The 19,086-nt window shown below is 42.4% G+C and carries 17 protein-coding genes; 13 read left to right on the top strand and 4 right to left on the bottom strand.

What is annotated here, in order from left to right; all coding sequences use genetic code 11:
- The first annotated feature begins 17 nt into the window (after window positions 1–17).
- The 7 genes from copZ (at window position 18) to MHH65_RS15770 (ending at window position 8,348) form a co-directional block, all read left to right on the top strand.
- Window positions 18–224, top strand: a complete 207-nt coding sequence (gene copZ, locus MHH65_RS15800; protein ID WP_024423475.1) for a copper chaperone CopZ — start codon at window positions 18–20, stop codon at window positions 222–224.
- 80 nt (window positions 225–304) lie between these two features.
- A complete protein-coding gene (locus MHH65_RS15795) occupies window positions 305–2,740 on the top strand; it encodes a heavy metal translocating P-type ATPase (RefSeq protein WP_098677556.1) in 2,436 nt (811 codons plus the stop codon).
- Window positions 2,737–2,871, top strand: coding sequence for a hypothetical protein (locus tag MHH65_RS15790; RefSeq protein ID WP_255290992.1), 135 nt, complete (start codon window positions 2,737–2,739; stop codon window positions 2,869–2,871). Before MHH65_RS15795 ends, MHH65_RS15790 begins: the two co-directional genes overlap by 4 nt.
- 373 nt (window positions 2,872–3,244) lie before the next feature.
- Complete coding sequence (locus tag MHH65_RS15785; RefSeq protein WP_024426051.1) at window positions 3,245–4,522, top strand: cation:dicarboxylase symporter family transporter; 1,278 nt, start codon at window positions 3,245–3,247, stop codon at window positions 4,520–4,522.
- A gap of 18 nt (window positions 4,523–4,540) precedes the next feature.
- Complete coding sequence (aspA, locus tag MHH65_RS15780) at window positions 4,541–5,986, top strand: aspartate ammonia-lyase (RefSeq protein WP_024426050.1); 1,446 nt, start codon at window positions 4,541–4,543, stop codon at window positions 5,984–5,986.
- Window positions 5,987–6,102: 116 nt separating this feature from the next.
- Window positions 6,103–7,419 (top strand): sensor histidine kinase, encoded by a 1,317-nt coding sequence (locus MHH65_RS15775; RefSeq protein WP_098677557.1) that lies wholly within the window; start codon window positions 6,103–6,105, stop codon window positions 7,417–7,419.
- Window positions 7,416–8,348: a response regulator gene (locus MHH65_RS15770; RefSeq protein ID WP_034280916.1), complete on the top strand. Its 933-nt coding sequence runs from the start codon at window positions 7,416–7,418 to the stop codon at window positions 8,346–8,348. Before MHH65_RS15775 ends, MHH65_RS15770 begins: the two co-directional genes overlap by 4 nt.
- Before the next feature lie 19 nt (window positions 8,349–8,367).
- On the opposite strand, the gene MHH65_RS15765 is transcribed toward MHH65_RS15770, so the two are convergent.
- A complete protein-coding gene (locus MHH65_RS15765) occupies window positions 8,368–8,973 on the bottom strand; it encodes a TetR/AcrR family transcriptional regulator (RefSeq protein ID WP_098677558.1) in 606 nt (201 codons plus the stop codon).
- Window positions 8,974–9,061: 88 nt separating this feature from the next.
- On the opposite strand from MHH65_RS15765, the gene MHH65_RS15760 reads away from it, so the two are divergent.
- Window positions 9,062–9,610 (top strand): hypothetical protein, encoded by a 549-nt coding sequence (locus tag MHH65_RS15760; protein ID WP_098677559.1) that lies wholly within the window; start codon window positions 9,062–9,064, stop codon window positions 9,608–9,610.
- Between the two features lie 37 nt (window positions 9,611–9,647).
- On the opposite strand, the gene MHH65_RS15755 is transcribed toward MHH65_RS15760, so the two are convergent.
- Genes MHH65_RS15755 through MHH65_RS15745 form a run of 3 tightly spaced genes read right to left on the bottom strand, consistent with a single transcriptional unit; the run spans window position 9,648 to window position 12,215 of the window.
- Window positions 9,648–10,586 carry a metal ABC transporter substrate-binding protein gene (locus tag MHH65_RS15755; RefSeq protein ID WP_041115667.1) on the bottom strand — a complete coding sequence of 313 codons (939 nt, stop codon included), beginning with the start codon at window positions 10,584–10,586 and terminating at the stop codon, window positions 9,648–9,650.
- Window positions 10,587–10,599: 13 nt separating this feature from the next.
- A complete protein-coding gene (locus MHH65_RS15750) occupies window positions 10,600–11,472 on the bottom strand; it encodes a metal ABC transporter permease (RefSeq protein WP_024423468.1) in 873 nt (290 codons plus the stop codon).
- Window positions 11,472–12,215: a metal ABC transporter ATP-binding protein gene (locus MHH65_RS15745; protein ID WP_024423467.1), complete on the bottom strand. Its 744-nt coding sequence runs from the start codon at window positions 12,213–12,215 to the stop codon at window positions 11,472–11,474. The genes MHH65_RS15750 and MHH65_RS15745 overlap by 1 nt, the downstream gene beginning before the upstream one ends.
- Window positions 12,216–12,627: 412 nt before the next feature.
- Between MHH65_RS15745 and MHH65_RS15740 the strand changes: the two genes are divergently transcribed.
- The 5 genes from MHH65_RS15740 (at window position 12,628) to MHH65_RS15720 (ending at window position 19,050) form a co-directional block, all read left to right on the top strand.
- Window positions 12,628–14,727, top strand: a complete 2,100-nt coding sequence (locus tag MHH65_RS15740; protein ID WP_087976148.1) for a heavy metal translocating P-type ATPase — start codon at window positions 12,628–12,630, stop codon at window positions 14,725–14,727.
- 141 nt (window positions 14,728–14,868) lie between these two features.
- Window positions 14,869–15,555, top strand: a complete 687-nt coding sequence (locus tag MHH65_RS15735) for a DsbA family protein (protein ID WP_034280910.1) — start codon at window positions 14,869–14,871, stop codon at window positions 15,553–15,555.
- Window positions 15,552–15,965: a disulfide oxidoreductase gene (locus MHH65_RS15730; RefSeq protein ID WP_024423464.1), complete on the top strand. Its 414-nt coding sequence runs from the start codon at window positions 15,552–15,554 to the stop codon at window positions 15,963–15,965. Before MHH65_RS15735 ends, MHH65_RS15730 begins: the two co-directional genes overlap by 4 nt.
- A gap of 149 nt (window positions 15,966–16,114) precedes the next feature.
- Entirely contained in the window at window positions 16,115–16,726 is a 612-nt protein-coding gene (locus MHH65_RS15725) for a trimeric intracellular cation channel family protein (protein ID WP_024423463.1), read from the top strand.
- 308 nt (window positions 16,727–17,034) lie between these two features.
- Window positions 17,035–19,050: a Na+/H+ antiporter gene (locus tag MHH65_RS15720; protein WP_065215165.1), complete on the top strand. Its 2,016-nt coding sequence runs from the start codon at window positions 17,035–17,037 to the stop codon at window positions 19,048–19,050.
- Window positions 19,051–19,086 lie beyond the last annotated feature (36 nt).

Below are 19,086 nucleotides of genomic sequence, written 5' to 3'. Positions count from 1 at the left end.
GATGGAGGCGATGAGAAGTGGAACAAGCAACACTTCAAGTGCAGGGCATGTCTTGCGGACATTGCGTGAAAGCAGTCGAAGGAAATGTAGGAGAATTAGCAGGTGTGGAATCTGTGAAAGTCCATTTAGACAAAGGACAGGTGGAGGTTTCATTTCATCCGGATCAAGTCACGTTACACCGTATTTCTGATGTGATTGAAGAACAGGGATATGATGTCGTATAAATAAGTATACGTGCTGCAGTACAGCACGTATTTTTTTCAAAAAATAATACCCCCATGGAGTATATGGAGAGGTGAGATCAATGAAAAAGGAAATTGACTTTCAAATTACGGGGATGACCTGTGCTGCTTGTGCAGGCCGTATCGAAAAGGGATTGAACAGGCTGGAAGGTGTGGAGGATGCCAGTGTGAATTTGGCGCTTGACACTTCCCATATCGTCTATGAAACAGAGAAGATAACACCAGATGATTTAAAGCGAAAAGTTCAATCGCTTGGCTATGATGTGGTGATGGAGCAAGCAGAATTTGATATAGAGGGAATGACGTGTGCGGCTTGTGCAAACCGAATCGAGAAAAAAATTAACCGAATGGACGGTGTCGATCACGGGTCTGTAAATTTTGCGCTTGAGACACTTCAGGTCACATATCATCCGGGCCAAACGTCTACAAATGACATAAAAGATGCGGTGCAGTCTATTGGGTATTCTTTAATTGAACCAGCTGCAGATCAAGCAGAGGAAGGAAAGAAAGATCACCGCCAAGCAGCAATAGAGAAGCAAACGGCACGCTTTTTATTCTCGATGATTTTGTCACTGCCGCTTCTTTGGGCAATGGTCAGCCATTTTTCTTTTACGTCCTTTATTTGGCTGCCTGAAGCGTTTATGAATCCATGGGTACAGCTGGCGTTGGCAGCGCCTGTGCAGTTCATTGTCGGCTGGCCCTTTTATGTAGGGGCGTATAAGGCTTTAAGAAATAAAAGTGCCAATATGGATGTTCTTGTCGCTCTTGGGACATCTGCCGCGTTTTTCTATAGTTTATATGAAAGCATTCAGTCAGCGATTAGAGGCACACATGAGGCAGCCCTCTATTATGAAACAAGTGCTGTCCTCATTACGTTAATCGTGCTCGGAAAATTAATGGAAGCTAGAGCTAAAGGAAGATCATCAGAAGCGATTCAAAAGCTCATGGGCTTACAAGCGAAAGAAGCGGTTATCGAGCGAGATGGAAAACAGATGACTGTGCCTATTTCAGACGTGAAAGTGAATGACCTTGTGTTTGTCAAACCCGGGGAAAAAGTGCCGGTAGATGGGGAGATCATAGAGGGGACAACCGCAATAGATGAGTCCATGATTACAGGAGAAAGTCTGCCTGTTGATAAAACAGCAGGAGATATGGTCATCGGGGCAACGATCAATAAAAATGGATTCATCAAAATAAAAGCGACTAAAGTCGGGAAAGAGACCGCTCTTTCACAGATTATCCGAGTCGTAGAACAAGCGCAGGGCTCAAAAGCACCAATTCAAAGAATGGCAGATCAAATATCAGGAATGTTTGTTCCCATTGTTGTTGGAATTGCTGTGCTCACATTCCTCATATGGTTTTTCTTTGTTGACCCAGGAAATGTGACGTCAGCACTTGAAACCTTTATAGCCGTCATTGTCATTGCATGTCCGTGTGCGCTCGGCCTTGCGACACCAACCTCTATTATGGCTGGCAGCGGCCGTGCGGCTGAATCAGGCATTCTGTTTAAAGGCGGAGAGCATTTAGAAGTGACTCAATCACTCGACACGGTCGTGTTAGATAAAACAGGGACTGTAACAAAAGGAGAGCCTAGTCTGACAGATGTACTGGCATATGCCAACTGGACAGAAGATACGCTGCTTCAGCTAGCAGGATCGGCAGAACAGCAGTCGGAACACCCGCTTGCCCGGGCGATCACAGACGGTATGAAAGAACAAGGTCTTGAAGCAGTCGAAATTGAAGCCTTCCAAGCAGATCCAGGTCATGGAATTGAAGCAAAGGCAGCAGGACACAAGCTTTTGATTGGAACGCGAAAGCTATTACAGAAACATCATATCCAATATGAGCAAATAGAAGCATCTGTCACAACGCTGGAGGAGCAAGGAAAAACGGCTATGCTTGTTGCGATTGACGGCGAAGTCGCCGGCATTGTCGCGGTCGCAGATACAATCAAATCATCCTCTCCTCAAGCCATCGCTCGTCTGAAAGAGCAGGGGATTCACGTTGTGATGATGACAGGTGATAATAAACTTACAGCAGAGGCGATTGCGAAACAGGCGGGCATTGATCATGTCATTGCTGAAGTGCTTCCTGAAGAAAAAGCGGCTCACATTGCAGCACTTCAGGAACAGGGAAAGAAAGTCGCCATGGTCGGAGACGGTATCAATGATGCCCCAGCTCTTGCAACAGCGAATATTGGGATGGCTGTGGGGACAGGGACAGATGTTGCCATGGAAGCAGCAGATATTACGCTCATGACGGGAGATCTCCATGCCATTGCAGATGCGCTGGAATTTAGTAAAAAAACAATGAGAAACATTAAACAAAACCTATTTTGGGCGCTTGCCTATAACTGTATTGGGATACCGATCGCTGCATTTGGTTTCCTTGCACCATGGCTTGCAGGAGCAGCAATGGCCTTTAGCTCCGTGTCCGTTGTGCTGAATGCGCTCAGATTGCAGCGATTGAAGCCAGTCAGAGAGGGAGTGGCAGAATGAAGATGAATGTCAAATGGGTTTGGACCGTTAGTGCATTGCTTTATGTTGCTCTTGTGCTCATTGGATATACGATTTATGATGAATTTTTTTCAAATCAACTTACACCAAGTGAACAGATGCAAAATCATTAAGACTTCGCCAAAAGCAAAGTCTCAGCGTGTAGACAAACCCTCGCATTCGCCCGCAGGTCTTTGCGCCAGTGCTCACGAATGTCAAATTCGCTCCGCGCCAGTGCTCGTTCTTCCTAGACTGCAAAGGTTTTCTATCACGCTGAAAAGAAGACAAAGGGCTAAAATAAACATCATTTTAGCCCTTTGTCAACAATCTGAGACTTCGCCAAAAGGCGAAGTCTTTTTTTACAATATTGTGGAAAAACCCACCTTTTTAAAGATTTTTCATAAAAAATTCACTTCTTTTTGTTCTTTTTTGTCGTTTTTTGTAGGTTCGTCGTTAAGATGCGATTAAGCAACAAAGAAAGCGTTATCAATAAAAGGGGGTTCACGTATGAAAAAGTTAGGGTTAGCTTCTCAAATACTCATTGCACTTGTTCTGGGTGTTGTCGTGGGAGCGCTGTTTTATCAAAATGAAACCGTTATTAATGTGTTAACGCCGATTGGCGATATATTCATCCATTTAATTAAAATGATCGTTCTTCCAATTGTTATTGCTGCATTGATTGTAGCAGTTGCAGGTGTTGGAGATATGAAAACGATCGGAAGACTCGGCGGAAAAACCATTCTTTACTTCGAGATTGTGACAACGATTGCATTAGCAGTTGGACTGCTTGCAGCAAACTTGTTCCATCCTGGTACAGGAATTGATATGAGCAACATGGAGAAAGGCGATATCTCTAAATATGAAGAGACATCTAAGGCTTCTTCTGAAAAAGCGACTTTCTCAGAAACGTTGGTGCATCTTGTACCGACAAACGTTTTCCAATCCATTGCAGAAGGTGATCTATTACCAACCATCTTCTTTACAGTCTTATTCGGATTAGGAATTGCCGCAGTTGGAGACAAAGGAAAACCAGTATTAGGATTCTTTGAGGGTATACTCGAAGCCATGTTCTGGGTAACCAATAAAGTGATGAAGTTTGCACCATTTGGTGTATTCGCGCTCATCAGTGTGACGGTGATCAAATTCGGGGTCGGAGCGCTTCTCCCGCTAGGCAAACTGGTACTTGTCGTTTACGGTACAATGGCATTCTTCGTCATTGTTGTACTTGGCATTATTGCGAAAATGGCTGGAACAAGCGTCTTTACACTATTTAAAGTATTAAAAGAAGAAATCATTCTTGCATTCTCAACAGCAAGTTCAGAAGCTGTACTGCCTAGATTAATGGACAAAATGGAGAAGTTCGGCTGCCCGAAAGCGATCACGTCGTTCGTTATTCCAACAGGCTACACCTTTAACTTAGATGGAAGTGCCATCTATCAATCCATTGCTGCGATATTTGTTGCACAAATGTACGGCATGCCGCTTTCCATCTATGAGCAAATTACGTTACTATTAATCTTAATGCTGACATCTAAAGGAATGGCTGGTGTACCAGGTGCATCGATCGTTGTTGTCATCACAACTCTTGGTGCTATGGGACTGCCGCTTGAAGGACTAGCCTTCATCGTTGGGATCGACCGTCTTCTTGACATGGTTCGTACAACAGTCAACGTATTTGGTAACTCACTTGCAGCCATTGTCATGTCTAAGTGGGAAAAAGTATTTGATCAAGAGAAATCGAAGAAGTATATTGAGGAATTAAAACAACAAACAAAAGCAGCGTAAAAAAGGAGATCTTTTCAAATGACGAAGCTACAGGACAAGCAAGTTCGAATCGAACGAGACTTTCTAGGTGAAAAGGAAGTAGACACACAAGCATATTATGGAATTCAAACATTACGTGCAGTGGAGAACTTTCCAATTACAGGCTACCGTATTCATGAGGAACTCATCAAAGCATTAGGGATTGTCAAAAAGGCAGCCGCACTTGCAAATATGGATACACAGCGACTATATTCTGGTCTTGGAGAAAAAATTGTTCAAGCCGCAGATGAGGTCATCGAAGGAAAATGGAACAATCAATTTATTGTCGATCCAATTCAAGGCGGGGCTGGCACTTCAATGAATATGAATGCCAATGAAGTCATTGCAAACAGAGCGCTTGAACTACTAGGAAAGGAAAAAGGCGCTTATACTGAGCTAAGTCCAAACACGCATGTGAACATGTCGCAGTCAACAAACGACGTTTTCCCAACAGCGATTCATATTTCAACATTGAATATGATTGAAAAACTACTTTATACGATGGAAAACATGCATCAAGTCATGACCGAAAAAGCGCAGGAATTCGATCATGTCATCAAAATGGGACGCACGCATCTTCAGGACGCTGTTCCAATCAGACTTGGACAAGAGTTTAGTGCTTATGCAAAAGTTCTTGCTCGTGATATTAAACGTATCAAGCAGTCTAGACAGCATTTATATGAAGTCAATATGGGTGCAACAGCAGTCGGAACTGGATTGAATGCAGATCCTAAGTATATTCGCCAAGTGGTTGGCTACCTATCTGACATTAGCGGATTACCGTTAGTTGGTGCTGAAGACTTAGTCGATGCAACGCAAAATACGGATGCTTATACAGAAGTATCGGCTGCGCTTAAAGTATGTATGATGAACATGTCCAAAATGGCGAACGATATTCGTCTGATGGCTTCAGGTCCAAGAGCGGGCTTTGGTGAGCTGCACCTGCCGCCGAGACAGCCAGGTTCATCCATCATGCCAGGAAAAGTCAACCCAGTTATGCCTGAGGTCATGAACCAAGTGGCATTCCAAGTTATTGGGAACGATCACACAATCTGTCTTGCTTCAGAGGCTGGCCAGCTTGAACTAAACGTTATGGAACCAGTGTTAGTGTTCAACCTGCTTCAATCTCTCAGCATGATGAAAAATGTATTCGAGTCCTTCGTGGACAACTGCTTGCGTGACCTAAAAGCAGATGAATCTAGATTAAAAGAATATGTAGAAAAGAGTGCCGGTGTCATGACGGCGGTGAACCCGCACATTGGTTATGAAGCGGCTGCACGAATTGCAAGAGAAGCCATCCTTACAGGTGCATCTGTACGTGAGCTTTGTCTGCAAAATGATGTGTTAACAGAGGAAGAGCTTGATGTCATCTTAAATCCTTTTGAAATGACAAAACCAGGTATTGCTGGTGCATCACTTTTAGAAAAGGATCGTTTAGAAGATTAAGCGGCATCATGAGAAGCGCACACCGGCAAAGTTCCGGTGTGCGCTTTTTCATGGAGGTTTGTTTTTCTTTAGCTCACATAGTATACTATCGTCAATTATTAGGGATGTGACTGCGTTTGAATCTACTGAAAAAATGGCTGAATACAGAGCCTTATTTAATTGTGCTGCTCATTGTACTGACGCCGATTGGCGGAGAGTTTAAATTTTATCCGTTTGAGGACAGCTTTCGGGTCAGCTTTGGAACCGTTGTCTTTTTCTTTATCCTGCTTCAAATGAAAAGATTACCGGCATGGGCAAGCGGCATCATCGCTGGGATATCTGTTTTTGTGTTTCGCGTGCTGCTTGATACAGCTGTGACAGGGCATCTTCCGCTTGAAGAGGCAGTTTCATTAAGATTTCCTTCCCTGCTTTATTATGTTGTCTATGGCACACTCTTTTATTTATTGAAGGTCAGACGTTTCCGCGATCAGCCATGGCTGATTGGAGCAACAGGCATCGTCATGGAGCTGTGCGCAAGCGTTGTTGAAATCATCGCACTTCGAGGCACGATGGATGAAATGTTAACGGTGAGAACGCTGTTCCAATTATTTGTTTTGGCGATATTCAGAAGCTTTTTCGTGTTGGCTTGTTATACAATGATTCGCTTATATGAAGAGCAGGCGAGAGAGCGTCAGATGAAAAAGGAAAAGGAACATCTGCTGATGCTTCTGTCTAACCTTTACACAGAATCTACATATTTTCATAAAACACTCGCACATGCTGAGCATATTACGGCTACATCCTATCAATTGTATCAATCCCTTCACCACGCAAAGGATGCGGAATCATTGGATTTGAAAAAGCTCGGTAAAACCGCCTTGCAGATTGCAGGAGAGGTGCATGAAATCAAAAAGGATAACCAGCGGATTTTTTCTGCCTTATCAAAGCTGATTCATGAGGAAAACTTCCAGGCTTATGAGAGTCCTTCTCATATCGCTGGGCTTGTCATTCGCATTCATGAAAATTATGCAGAATCTCTTAAAAAAAACATCGTCTTTCATTATGATGAAGATGGAAAGCATCCCGCCTATCACGTGTATACCATTCTATCTTTGTTAAATAACATCGTATCCAACGCTGTTGAAGCCATTCCTGTAGATGGAGAGGTGTCACTTTCTATTTCACAGAAAGAAAACCACGTGATTTTTCAGATCAGCGACAACGGGCCTGGCATAAAAGAACGTAATCATCATGTGATTTTTAAACCGGGCTTCACTTTGAAATACGACCAGGCTGGGAATCCATCTAGCGGTATCGGGCTTGCCTATGTAAAGGATACAGCGGAGAAGCTTGGCGGAAGTGTTGAGATGAAGAGTATCCCAAATAAACAAACGATTTTCACATTAACGATACCAGTAGATCAAGTCAGTAGAAAAGAGGGGATTGGGAGATGAGATTTTTTATAGTTGATGATGATGAAGCCGTTCGTTCTTCACTGGCTCAGCTCATTGAAGATGAAGAGCTTGGCATTGTGGCCGGGGAAGCAGAGGATGGCGCAGAGTTAACAGCCAGCTACTTAAATGATTTGCACATTGATATCTTATGTATTGATCTATTGATGCCGGAAAGGGACGGGCTTGAAACGATTCGAGCGATCAAGGATGAGTTTCATGGGAAATACTTAATGCTGTCACAGGTTGAAACAAAGGAATTAATCGGACAGGCGTATACGCTTGGCGTCGAATATTATGTGACAAAGCCGATCAATCGTGTAGAGGTCTTAAGTGTCCTCCATCTGATGATTGAACGTCTTCATTTAGAGCATTCAATTGAAAATATTCAGCACTCACTCAAATCGGTCATGCAATTTCAGCAGCGCGGTCAGACGAAAACGAAGCAGCGGGGGAAAAGTCTTGCAGAGGCAGGTCAGTTTTTGCTGGCGGAGCTTGGTATTGTTGGTGAGAAGGGGTCTAAAGATTTATTAGATATGATTCTGTTTACAGACCAGTATTTAGCGCTGCATGCTGATCATCATGATTCCTTTCCTTCTTTAAAAATCATTTTCACTGGGATTACGGAGGATAAGTTAAGTGAGCCCTACACATCGGCAGACATCGCAAGAGAAGCAAAGGCAGCCGAACAGCGGGTAAGGCGTGCGATCAATCAATCATTGAAACACATCGCATCACTTGGGCTAACCGATTTTTCCCATCCAACGTTTGAAAATTACGCATCTAAATTTTTCGATTTCACCATCGTACGAAAGAAAATGAGCGAATTGACGAAAGAGATGAGCGGAAGAGAAGAACACACCCGTATCAATGTGAAGAAATTTGTGCAGGTGCTTTACTACGAAGCGAAACGTATTTTTATGGAAGATTAAAAAAAGACATGCTCTCCAATTAAGGAGACATGTCTTTTTTTGTGATGGATTGCAGGTGCATCTGCAGTACGGAGCGTATGAGCTGAGGCGGTATACGTTCGGGCTGCACGATTCCATTCAATGCAAGCCCATTGATGACCGCATAAAGCCGTTCGGTTTCTAATAAAGGATCGATATCATTTAGCAGCAGCCCATCCTCTTTCAATTTCATTAAACAATATTGGACCGTTTGGAAAAGCTCGTCATACATCTTTGCATTGAGCGGCTGTAGATCTGGTTCAGTCAGCGCCTTGACTGCAAAAGCCTGCCACACCTCCATTTCAAATTTTCTTTCTTCATCAAGTGGAAGAAGCTGCTCCAATAAAGTGAGGACATTTTCCTCCGTTGAACCGTTTAATGAAAGCCCTGTAATCCGCTCCTTGACTCTTTCTTGAATTAAATTCATAGAGAATAGAAATAACTCTTGCTGTGTGGAAAAATAATGACGCATAGAGCCGGCTGAAATTCCAGCTTCGACTGCTATTTTTCGTACAGAAGCGTTTTCCAATCCCTCTTGTTTAATCACTCTCATTGCAGCTTGAGCGACCTTTTGTTTTTGTTTATGGTGATCGACGATTTTTGGCATACATTGATTTTAGCATAGCTGTTGTTTTTTTAACACAGATGTGTTATTTTTTATTTAATACAATCGTATTAAAAAGGATGTGGAGAAATTGGTCGGGTTATTGATTGTGGCATGTGAAATTGGTTTTTGGCTGTTTATTCTAATGGGCTTAACGCTGCGTTATGTGTTTAAACAGAAAAAGTGGGGTGCTTTCTTTCTTGTCTGTACGCCGATTTTGGATATCATACTTCTTGCGGCTACTTATATAGATTTAAGGCAAGGGGCTGTGGCGAGTGTCATCCACGGGCTTGCGGCTGTTTATATTGGTGTGAGCCTTGCCTTCGGACATCAAATGGTGAAATGGGCAGATGCTAGGTTTGCCTATCGATTTGCAGGAGGTCCTAAGCCAAAGGGAAAACCAAAGTACGGGAAAGAGCGGTCTGTGTATGAAATGGTCGGCTGGGCGCGGCATTTCATTTCTTATGTTATTGGAGCGGGGCTGTTATATGGATTAACCTATCTCATCCAAGCACCAGAGCGGACGGAAGCACTGATGCAGCTTGTCAATACATGGGGGATGATCTTAACTATTGATTTCATCATTAGCATCAGCTACGTCATTTGGCCGAAAAAACATCCAGAAAATATAACAGGCTGACAAAAAAGACAGGCGGATTCACTCCACCTGTCTTTTCTTATGATGACAGCCCTTTGTAAATGGTGTCGATATTCCATTTCATCATCTTATAGTAGCTGTCTCCATCTTCACCTTCTTTTCCAATAGAGTCAGTGAAGACTTTTCCTTTGATCGGAACCCCGGTTTCCTCAGAGAGGCTTTCAAGGCTGCGTTTATCAACACTTGTTTCAAGAAAGAGCGCAGGAACTTGATGATCTTTGACAAAATGAATAATGCGCTTCATTTGTCCTGGTGTTCCTTCACTTTCTGTGTTGATCTCCCAAATATAGCCGGCTTTCAATCCATACGCCTCTGCAAAATACTTGAATGCCCCTTCACTTGTGACAAGGAGCTTTTTATCTTTTGGCAGCTGATCAAACTTGTCTTTTGCTTCATCGTGAAGCGCTTGAAGCTTTTTGATGTAGACTTCTGCATTTTTTTCGTAATCCTCTTTATGCTCAGGGTCTGCTTGAATGAGCGCATCTCGGGCATTTTGGGCATAAATGATCCCGTTCTCGACATTCAGCCATGCGTGCGGATCCTGCTGGCTTTCAAGGCCTTTTGATGACAAATGCTTCACTTTGACGCCTTTACTCAGCTCGGCTACAGGTGCATCATCCCCGTCCTTGCCGCTCGATTCAAGCAGCTTTTGAAACCAGCCGTTTCCTGTTTCAAGGTTCAAGCCATTATATAGAACAAGGTCTGCATCCGTCGTATACTGAACATCCTTTGGCAGCGGGTCAAATTCGTGTGGATCTGTACCAATGGGAACAATGCTGTGAATAGAGACATGCTGCCCGCCTACTTCCTTCACAATGTCATAAAGAATGGAGTAGGTCGTGACAACTTTTAATGTGCCGTCATCTTTACCGGAATTACTTTGCTGGGTTGAACAGCCTGCGATGATCATAAGGGCAATGAATACTGCGGTCAAACGGATAGCAAATACCTTCTTCATATATGTCCTCCTTTTACATAGACGCTTCCTTTTTTAAGTGCGTTCGTTTTCGTTTAGATTTTAATGATCTCCATAGAATGCCTTGCTTTGGTGAAAAGATAAAGGCACTGCCGAATAAAATAGTCGCGACCAGCACGATGGAAGCGCCTGATGACAAGTTATACGTAAAACTAAGCCCTAGACCTACGACAGCAGAAACAGCACCGAAAAAAGCAGATAAATAAATCATGATCCATAGCCGGTCCGTTAAGAGATAAGCGGTGGCTGCCGGCGTAATCAACATGGCAACAACAAGAATAATCCCAACGGTTTGCAGTGATGCAACGGTCACAAGGGTCAATAAGGTCATGAGAAAATAATGAATCATACGATTCGGCAAACCGTAAACCGAAGAAATCACCGGATCAAATGAACTAATGAGCAGTTCCTTGTAGAAAACAATGACGGCTAGCAAAATAAAAATACCGATTCCCAGTGTAATCCACATATCAGATGATCGAACAGCTAGAACGTTTCCAAATAGAATATGATATAGATCACTTGAACTTTTCAAAAATGTGATCAAAATAATTCCGATTGAGAAAAAGGCTGTGAAGACAATGCCGATGGCAGAATCATTTTTTATGCGGCTGTTTTGACTCACATAACCGATCCCAATCGCTGTTAACACCCCAGTTAAAACGGCCCCGAAGAAAAAGTTAATTCCCAGCATATAAGAGATGGCGACACCTGGCAGTACGGCGTGTGAAATGGCGTCTCCCATCAGGGCCATGCCGCGTAAAATGATAAAGCAGCCGATAACGCCGCAAATGATGCCTACCATGACAGATGTAAATAGCGCTTTTTGTAAAAAAGCATATTCAAAGAGTCCGGTTAAAAATTCCATTACACGTCTCCTCCTGCTGATTTTAAGAATGGCAGCTGTGTTTCATATGCTTCCAGCATGATTTCTGGGCGAAGGATGTCGTGTACAGGCCCTGCTTTGATGAGTTTTTTATTTAACAGAACAAGATGGCTGAAATAATCATCTGCCTTACTCAAATCATGATGGACAACCAAAATGGTTTTCCCTTCATCTCGTAATTCCTTCAAAATGCGAACCATCGTTTCTTCACTTGCCATATCAATCCCGACAAATGGTTCATCCAAACAGAAAAGCTGTGCGTTTTGAGCAAGTGCCCTTGCAAGGAAGACACGCTGCTGCTGTCCGCCGGATAACTCACCGATTTGTCTTTTGGCAAAGTCCTGCATCCCGACTTTTTCTAAACAGTGATACGCATATGCCCGGTCTTCTTTTTTTGGACGTTTGATTAGTCCGAGCTTCGGATATGTTCCAAGTAGTACGGTATCCAGTACATGAATCGGAAACGTCCAATCTAAATCATTTCTCTGCGGTACATAGGCGATTTGTTTTCTGACTTGTTTAAAGGGCTGCTCAAAAAAACGAATATCCCCTTGGTCTTTTTCAATGAGATCCAAACATGCCTTGAGTAACGTCGATTTACCAGCACCATTTGGACCGATGATTCCTGTCATTGTCCCTTCCTGTATGGAAAGAGAGACATTCTCTAATGCATCCTGTCCGTGATATGAGACATGAAGACGGTCGATTGTTAAAGCATTTGACATCTCTTGCGGCCCCTTTCAATCATCATTGCACTTCCTAAAGATATATGCATACATTAAATAATTTTGACTAAAGGATGAAATGATTCACTAACGCTAATTTGTTTCCTTAGGGAAACTTTTATTTTATTCTAAGCTTATGTCCTTCTTTTGTAAAGAGAAAAACTGCAAATGATCGTTTTTATGTTATGCGGGGAGCGGGGGACATGAGCTTGGTTTATTGAAAATCCGTGTGACAGAATTGGACACAAAAAACCAATGATTTCTTCAGAAATGATTGACAGAAGACAAGAACTCCTCATATAATAAAGGTAATCTAATATATGAATATATGCTCATATATAAAGTTTTTGATTTTTAATAGGTTTCATCGATCCAGGGAACGTTACTTATCATATAGAAAAAAGGTGAGAACATGAAAAAAATGAAGGATGAATACGTATTAAGCGGTCTTGATTGTGGAAACTGTGCACGTAAAATTGAAACAGGTGTCAGCAAAATGGATGGCGTTGAAGCTTGTTCCGTTAATTTTGCGACAGGGACATTGACTGTCACACATGCAGATAAGCAAGAAACGATGTCAAAGCGTATTGAAAAAACAGTTCAGTCCATCGAACCTCATGTGAGTGTATCACCAAAAGAAGAGGGACATCACCACGATCATGATCATGGGACAAAGAATTTAAAAGCGATTGTGCTGAAATTAATTGGCGGTGCAGTTATAGGAACAGCAGCTTATTTTATACCAGAGGATGGCTTACTGAAATTTATCATGTTTTTCGCAGCGTATTTACTAGTCGGCGGTGATGTGGTTTTTAAAGCGCTGAAAAATATCGTGCGCGGCCAAGTATTTGATGAGAACTTCTTAATGACCATTGCAACTGCTGGCGCTTTTGTGATTCAGCAATATCCAGAGGCACTGGCAGTGATGCTGTTTTACCAAATTGGAGAGCTGTTCCAAGGGGCAGCAGTGAATCGTTCAAGACGATCCATTAGTGAATTAATGAATATTCGCCCTGAATATGCAAATCTCAAAGTAGGAAATGAAACAAAAAAAGTGAAGCCGGAAGAAGTAAAAGTCGGTGACCGTATCGTCGTAAAACCGGGCGAAAAAATTCCACTTGATGGTCTTGTCATTGAAGGATTTTCACTTGTGGATACCTCTGCATTAACAGGTGAGTCTGTGCCGCGGGATGTAGAAGCAGGGAAAGAAGTTCTTGCAGGATTTGTGAATCAAAACGGTATTCTTGAAATTGAAGTGCAAAAAGGGCTAAGCGAATCGGCAGTGACGAAAATTTTAGATTTGGTTGAAAATGCGAGCAGCCGAAAAGCACAGACAGAAAACTTTATCACAAAGTTTGCAAAATACTATACACCGGCTGTCGTTGTATTGGCATTGCTGCTTGCCTTTGTGCCGCCGCTTCTCATTCCATCAGCTCAATTGTCTGACTGGGTTTACCGGGCACTCGTTTTCCTTGTGATTTCTTGTCCTTGTGCGCTTGTCGTGTCCATCCCATTAGGGTTCTTCGGAGGAATTGGGGCAGCTTCTAAACGAGGCATCCTTGTAAAAGGCAGTAACTATCTAGAAGCACTAAACTCTGTGAGCTATGCTGTATTTGATAAGACGGGCACACTCACAAAAGGGAACTTTACAGTGACCAATATCGTGACAACGAGCGATAAGTGGTCAGAAGAAGAGCTGCTTTCTTTTGCAGCTTTAGCAGAAGCCCACTCCTCACATCCGATTGCTGAATCAATTAAAGCGGCATATGGTTCGCCGCTTGATGAAAGCAAGATCGAAGCATATGAAGATATTGCGGGACATGGAATTAAAGCAACCATCAGTGGTTCCAAAGTGTTAGCGGGTAATCATCGCTTGATGGAACGAGAAGGCATTTCATATGAAAAAGAAAAACGAAGCGGAACGGTTGTGTACATGGCCATTAACGGTGAGTTCGCCGGATCGATCTTGATTGCAGATGAATTAAAGGATGATGCAATTGAAGCCGTCTCAGCTCTAAAAGCATCTGGCATTCAAACAGTCATGCTGACTGGTGATGCCAAGCAAGTTGGAACAGCGGTCGCCCAGCAAATTGGCATTGATGAAGTACATGCCGAATTATTACCGCAGGATAAAGTAACGAAATTAGAAGAAATTGATCAGAAAAAAGCGCCTCAAGAAAAATTATTATTTGTTGGGGACGGCATTAATGATACACCGGTATTAGCAAGAGCAGACATAGGAATTGCGATGGGCGGACTTGGTTCAGATGCAGCGGTAGAAGCGGCTGATATCGTCATTATGACAGACCAGCCGTCAAAAGTAGCAGAAGCCATCGCTGTCGCTAAACGAACAAGAAGAATTGTATGGCAGAACATTGCATTTGCTCTTGGAGTTAAAGGGGTTTTCCTATTACTCGGAGCATTTGGTATTGCGACCATGTGGGAAGCCGTCTTCTCGGATGTCGGTGTGACTGTACTCGCTGTTTTAAATGCCATGAGGGTAATGAAATAAAATTGTTAGGAAAAATTCATGAATACCATCTTTCATAATGAATCCCCTCTTGTTAAAATAGAAGAAGTTGGATAATGGCATTATTCTAAGCTATTATCCTTTTTCTTTTGAAGGAATGAAAAAGATAAGGTAGGTGCTTATGTGAGTAAAAAAAATAATCAATCATCATCCATTAAATTTGCTGTCATTTTAACCATTATCGCAGCTCTTCTCATCGGATTATTCGTCGTCATTGGAAATAACAACAGCAAAGAAGCACAAACGGTTGACAGTAAGCCTTCTATTAAAGGACAGCCTGTCATGGGAGATAAAAACGCAGCCGTACAAATTGTCGAGTTTGGGGATTATAAATGTCCATCATGTAAATCATTTGAAACAGACATTTTCCCAAAGCTGAAAGCGGACTACATAGATAAAGGCGATGTATCATTTTCGTTTATTAACTTGCCACTTCCTGTTCATGGAGATGGCGCAGTGCTGGCAGCACTAGCTTCTGAAGAAGTGTGGAAAGAAGATCCGAAAAACTTTTGGGCATTTCATGAAGCTGTCTATCAAGCACAGCCAGATAGTGAAGCAGAATGGGTCACGCCTGCTAAGCTGACAGAGCTAGCGAAAAAGACAACAAAAATAGACACGGACAAGCTTAAAGATCATCTATCAAAGAAAACATATCAGCCGCAGCTGAACACAGACGATCAGCTTGTGAACCAATATAAAGTGAATGCAACACCAACTCTTTTCATTAACAATAAACAAGTCGAAAACTTTTATGACTATGATGAAATCAAAGAATTAATTGATCAAGAGCTCAAAGGGAAAAAATCATGAAGAATAAGCTTGTTTACTTATACAGTGCTTGGATCGTTTCTATCGTTGCGACGATGAGCAGCCTGTATTTAAGTGAAGTAAAGAAGTTTATCCCATGTGATATGTGCTGGTTTCAGCGCATTTTCATGTACCCGCTCGTGCTTTTACTTGGAATTGCGACATTCAGAGGCGATGTGAAAGTGAAATATTACGTTCTGCCTCTGGCTGTGATTGGCGCTTGTTTTTCTATCTATCATTATATGGAACAAAAGATACCTGGCTTTGCATCGATCCGCCCTTGCCTGAGCGGTATTCCTTGTTCTGTTGATTATTTGAACTGGTTTGGTTTTATCACCATTCCACTACTAGCCCTTATTGCATTTATTCTCATCATCATTAGTATGCTGCTGTTAAATGCAAAAGAAGATTGAAAGAGATAGCCTGCTTATAAGCGGGCTATTTTTTATTTTTGCAAAAAGATAAAATTTAAAGAAAATTTGTATTGCTTTTCACCTGTGTCAGATATACATTAAGGGAGTAGTGTTAGATGATCAGATAAAGGTAAGGAGATAAGCGGAAAATGGCATGGGAAGTCTTAAGTATCATTGGCATTGTCGCATTCGCTATTAGTGGTGCGATTGTGGCAATGGAGGAAGAGTACGATATTCTTGGTGTGTACATTTTAGGGATTGTGACAGCATTTGGCGGTGGAGCGATTCGGAATCTATTAATTGGTCTTCCGGTGTCTGCTTTATGGTCACAGGGTAAAATGTTTACGATTGCCCTTGTATCCATTACGATTGTGTTTCTTTTTCCAAAGCTTTTGCTCAAGCACTGGAGCACATGGGGAAATTTCTCGGATGCGATCGGTTTAGCAGCGTTTGCGATTCAAGGCGCATTATTTGCTGTGCAAAGAGAACTCCCGCTCAGTGCAGTCATTGTGGCAGCCATATTGACTGGAAGCGGCGGCGGAATTGTGCGTGATTTATTAGCAGGGCGAAAGCCGCTTGTGCTAAAAGCAGAGATTTACGCCGTATGGGCAGCCCTTGGCGGCTTATTCGTTGGACTCGGCTTAGCGCAAGGAGAGCTTGCTTTATATTTGCTGTTTGTCATCCTCGTCGTATGCAGGGTTTGTTCCTACTTATTCAAATGGCGCCTTCCCGCCAGGTCTTATTTTTTAAATAAAGGGTAAAACGAAAAAGGGCGATTCCGCTCTTTTTTTGTGTTTAATAAGAGCTGAATATCAGCAGATGATGGAGTTTTCGTGTAAAATAAAAGCAGGGTCTTTTGTTCATCATTTGAACAATACATATGATGAAAATTTTGTCAGCAGGCTGAATATCTGGATTCAGTCTTTTTTTGCCTAGATGGATTGTTATGTGTTGGTTTCACTTTTTGCGGAATACTAAAGAAGCACTTCTGAGCGGACGGATGTAATGAACACATCTTTGCATGTAAGCAAAACTTGACGAAAAATATACATAGGAGGGACATGTACTAGTGGAGATTTTTTTGGCAGTGCTCGTACTACTGGCACTCATTGCAGCATCTAATATTATCAATCGTTTTGTCCCCTTTATTCCCGTTCCGTTAATTCAAGTGGGCTTAGGAATATTGGTGGCAGCTTTTCCTTCAGGTTTACATATTTCTTTAAATCCTGAACTCTTCTTCGTTCTATTTATTGCGCCGCTGTTATTTAATGACGGGAAGCGTACCCCAAGGGACGAGCTATGGAAATTAAGAGCACCGATTCTTCTTTTAGCGCTTGGTTTAGTGTTTGCGACCGTCATTGTAGCGGGATATACCATTCATTGGATGATTCCAAGCATACCGCTTCCAGCCGCATTTGCGCTTGCAGCAATTTTATCACCGACAGATGTGGTGGCAGTAAGTGCTTTATCCAGCCGTGTGAATATGCCAAAGGGCATCATGAGACTGCTGGAAGGCGAAGGGCTGATGAACGATGCATCAGGACTTGTCGCCTTTAAATTTGCCATTGCTGCAACGGTGACGGGAGCTTTTTCAATTGCTCAGGCATCCTTTAGTTTTGTACTGATTGCCGCAGGCGGGTTATTGACTGGATTTATTCTATCCTTTTTTATCATTCGTTTTCGCTATTTCCTCCGCCGTTTAGGAATGGACGATGTCACAATGCATATCATCCTGCAAATCCTTACACCATTTGTGATTTATTTAGCAGCGGAAGAAATCGGTGTATCCGGCATTTTAGCTGTTGTGGCTGGCGGTGTGACACATGCCATTGAGCAAGACCGAATGGAAGCGAATTTAGCCAAGCTGCAAATTGCTTCATCAAACACCTGGAATATTATTTTATTTATTTTAAACGGCCTTGTTTTCGTCATACTTGGACTGCAGATTCCGGATGTTTCCACAGTTATTTTCCAGGATGAAGCCTTTAACAACATGCAGGTGATTGGCTACATCTTAATTATTACACTATGTCTCATGGTGCTGCGGTTCTTATGGGTATGGCTGTTCTGGGCAGGAAAATGGAGTGCAACGAAAAAGCAAAATGTGAAAAAGCCGAAGCTTCGCGCCTCGATGCTTATGACATTCTCTGGTGTCCGCGGGGCTGTGACATTGGCCGGTGCCTTCTCTATTCCATTTACGCTTGCGGACGGATCACCATTTCCAGAGCGGCACTTGATTATTTTCCTCGCAGCTGGTGTGATTTTATGTACGCTCATTTTAGCCAGTGTGTTACTGCCTCTTTTATCAGAGAAAAAAGACAAGCAAGTCGACGTGGACTTGGATACAAAGATTCAGCATGCAAAACGAAAGCTGCTGAGAAGTGCCATTAAAACCTTAAAAGAAGGAATGAATGAGGACAACAGGGAAGTGTCTCTTTCACTCATCAATGATTATAGAATGAAGCTGAGAAATATCCAGCGTGAACCATACCAATTTGGGATGAGAAGACAAGAGCGAAAAATCAGACTGCACGGTATCAAAGCAGAACAGATGAAACTTCAACAATTAATTGAGGAAGAGAAAATTGACAAGGAAGAAGCCTATGAGCTGCAAGAAAGATTTCATGAGCTGGAAATGCTGTATTCAAACTCCTTCAAAATTCGCTTTTCAAAGGTGAAGTTTCTGCGCTTGCTTCAATGGCTGCAATTATGGCGGCCGAATCAGCACATTTCAAGCGGCATTTTAGAAAACGAGGAATCGTACAAACAAATCCGTAAGAAAACCGCTGAAGCTGCAGTAGATTCGATCAAACATCATATGACAGATGAAAACCAACAAACGTGCCACCAAGTCATTGGTTTTTACAATCAAGTGATTTTCCGCTGTGAACACGGTCCAAGCTTCTTCCAGCAAAAAGACCGTTCATTTGACCGGAAGAAAAAAGAGCTGAACTTCCAAGCTGTACAGACGATTCGAAATGAAATTCAAACCTTATATGAAGACGGTGAGATCAATCGTGATATTGCCCATCATTTAAGGGAGTATATCAATGACATGGAAGCTGTTCTGCTCACCAATACGTGATGTTGTCATCTTCTACCCCATGTTTTATGATGAAGA

The organism is Bacillus sp. FSL L8-0654, from assembly GCF_038629965.1.
Lineage (GTDB): Bacteria > Bacillota > Bacilli > Bacillales > Bacillaceae > Bacillus > Bacillus safensis.
This window is presented reverse-complemented; position numbering and strand designations above follow the sequence as displayed.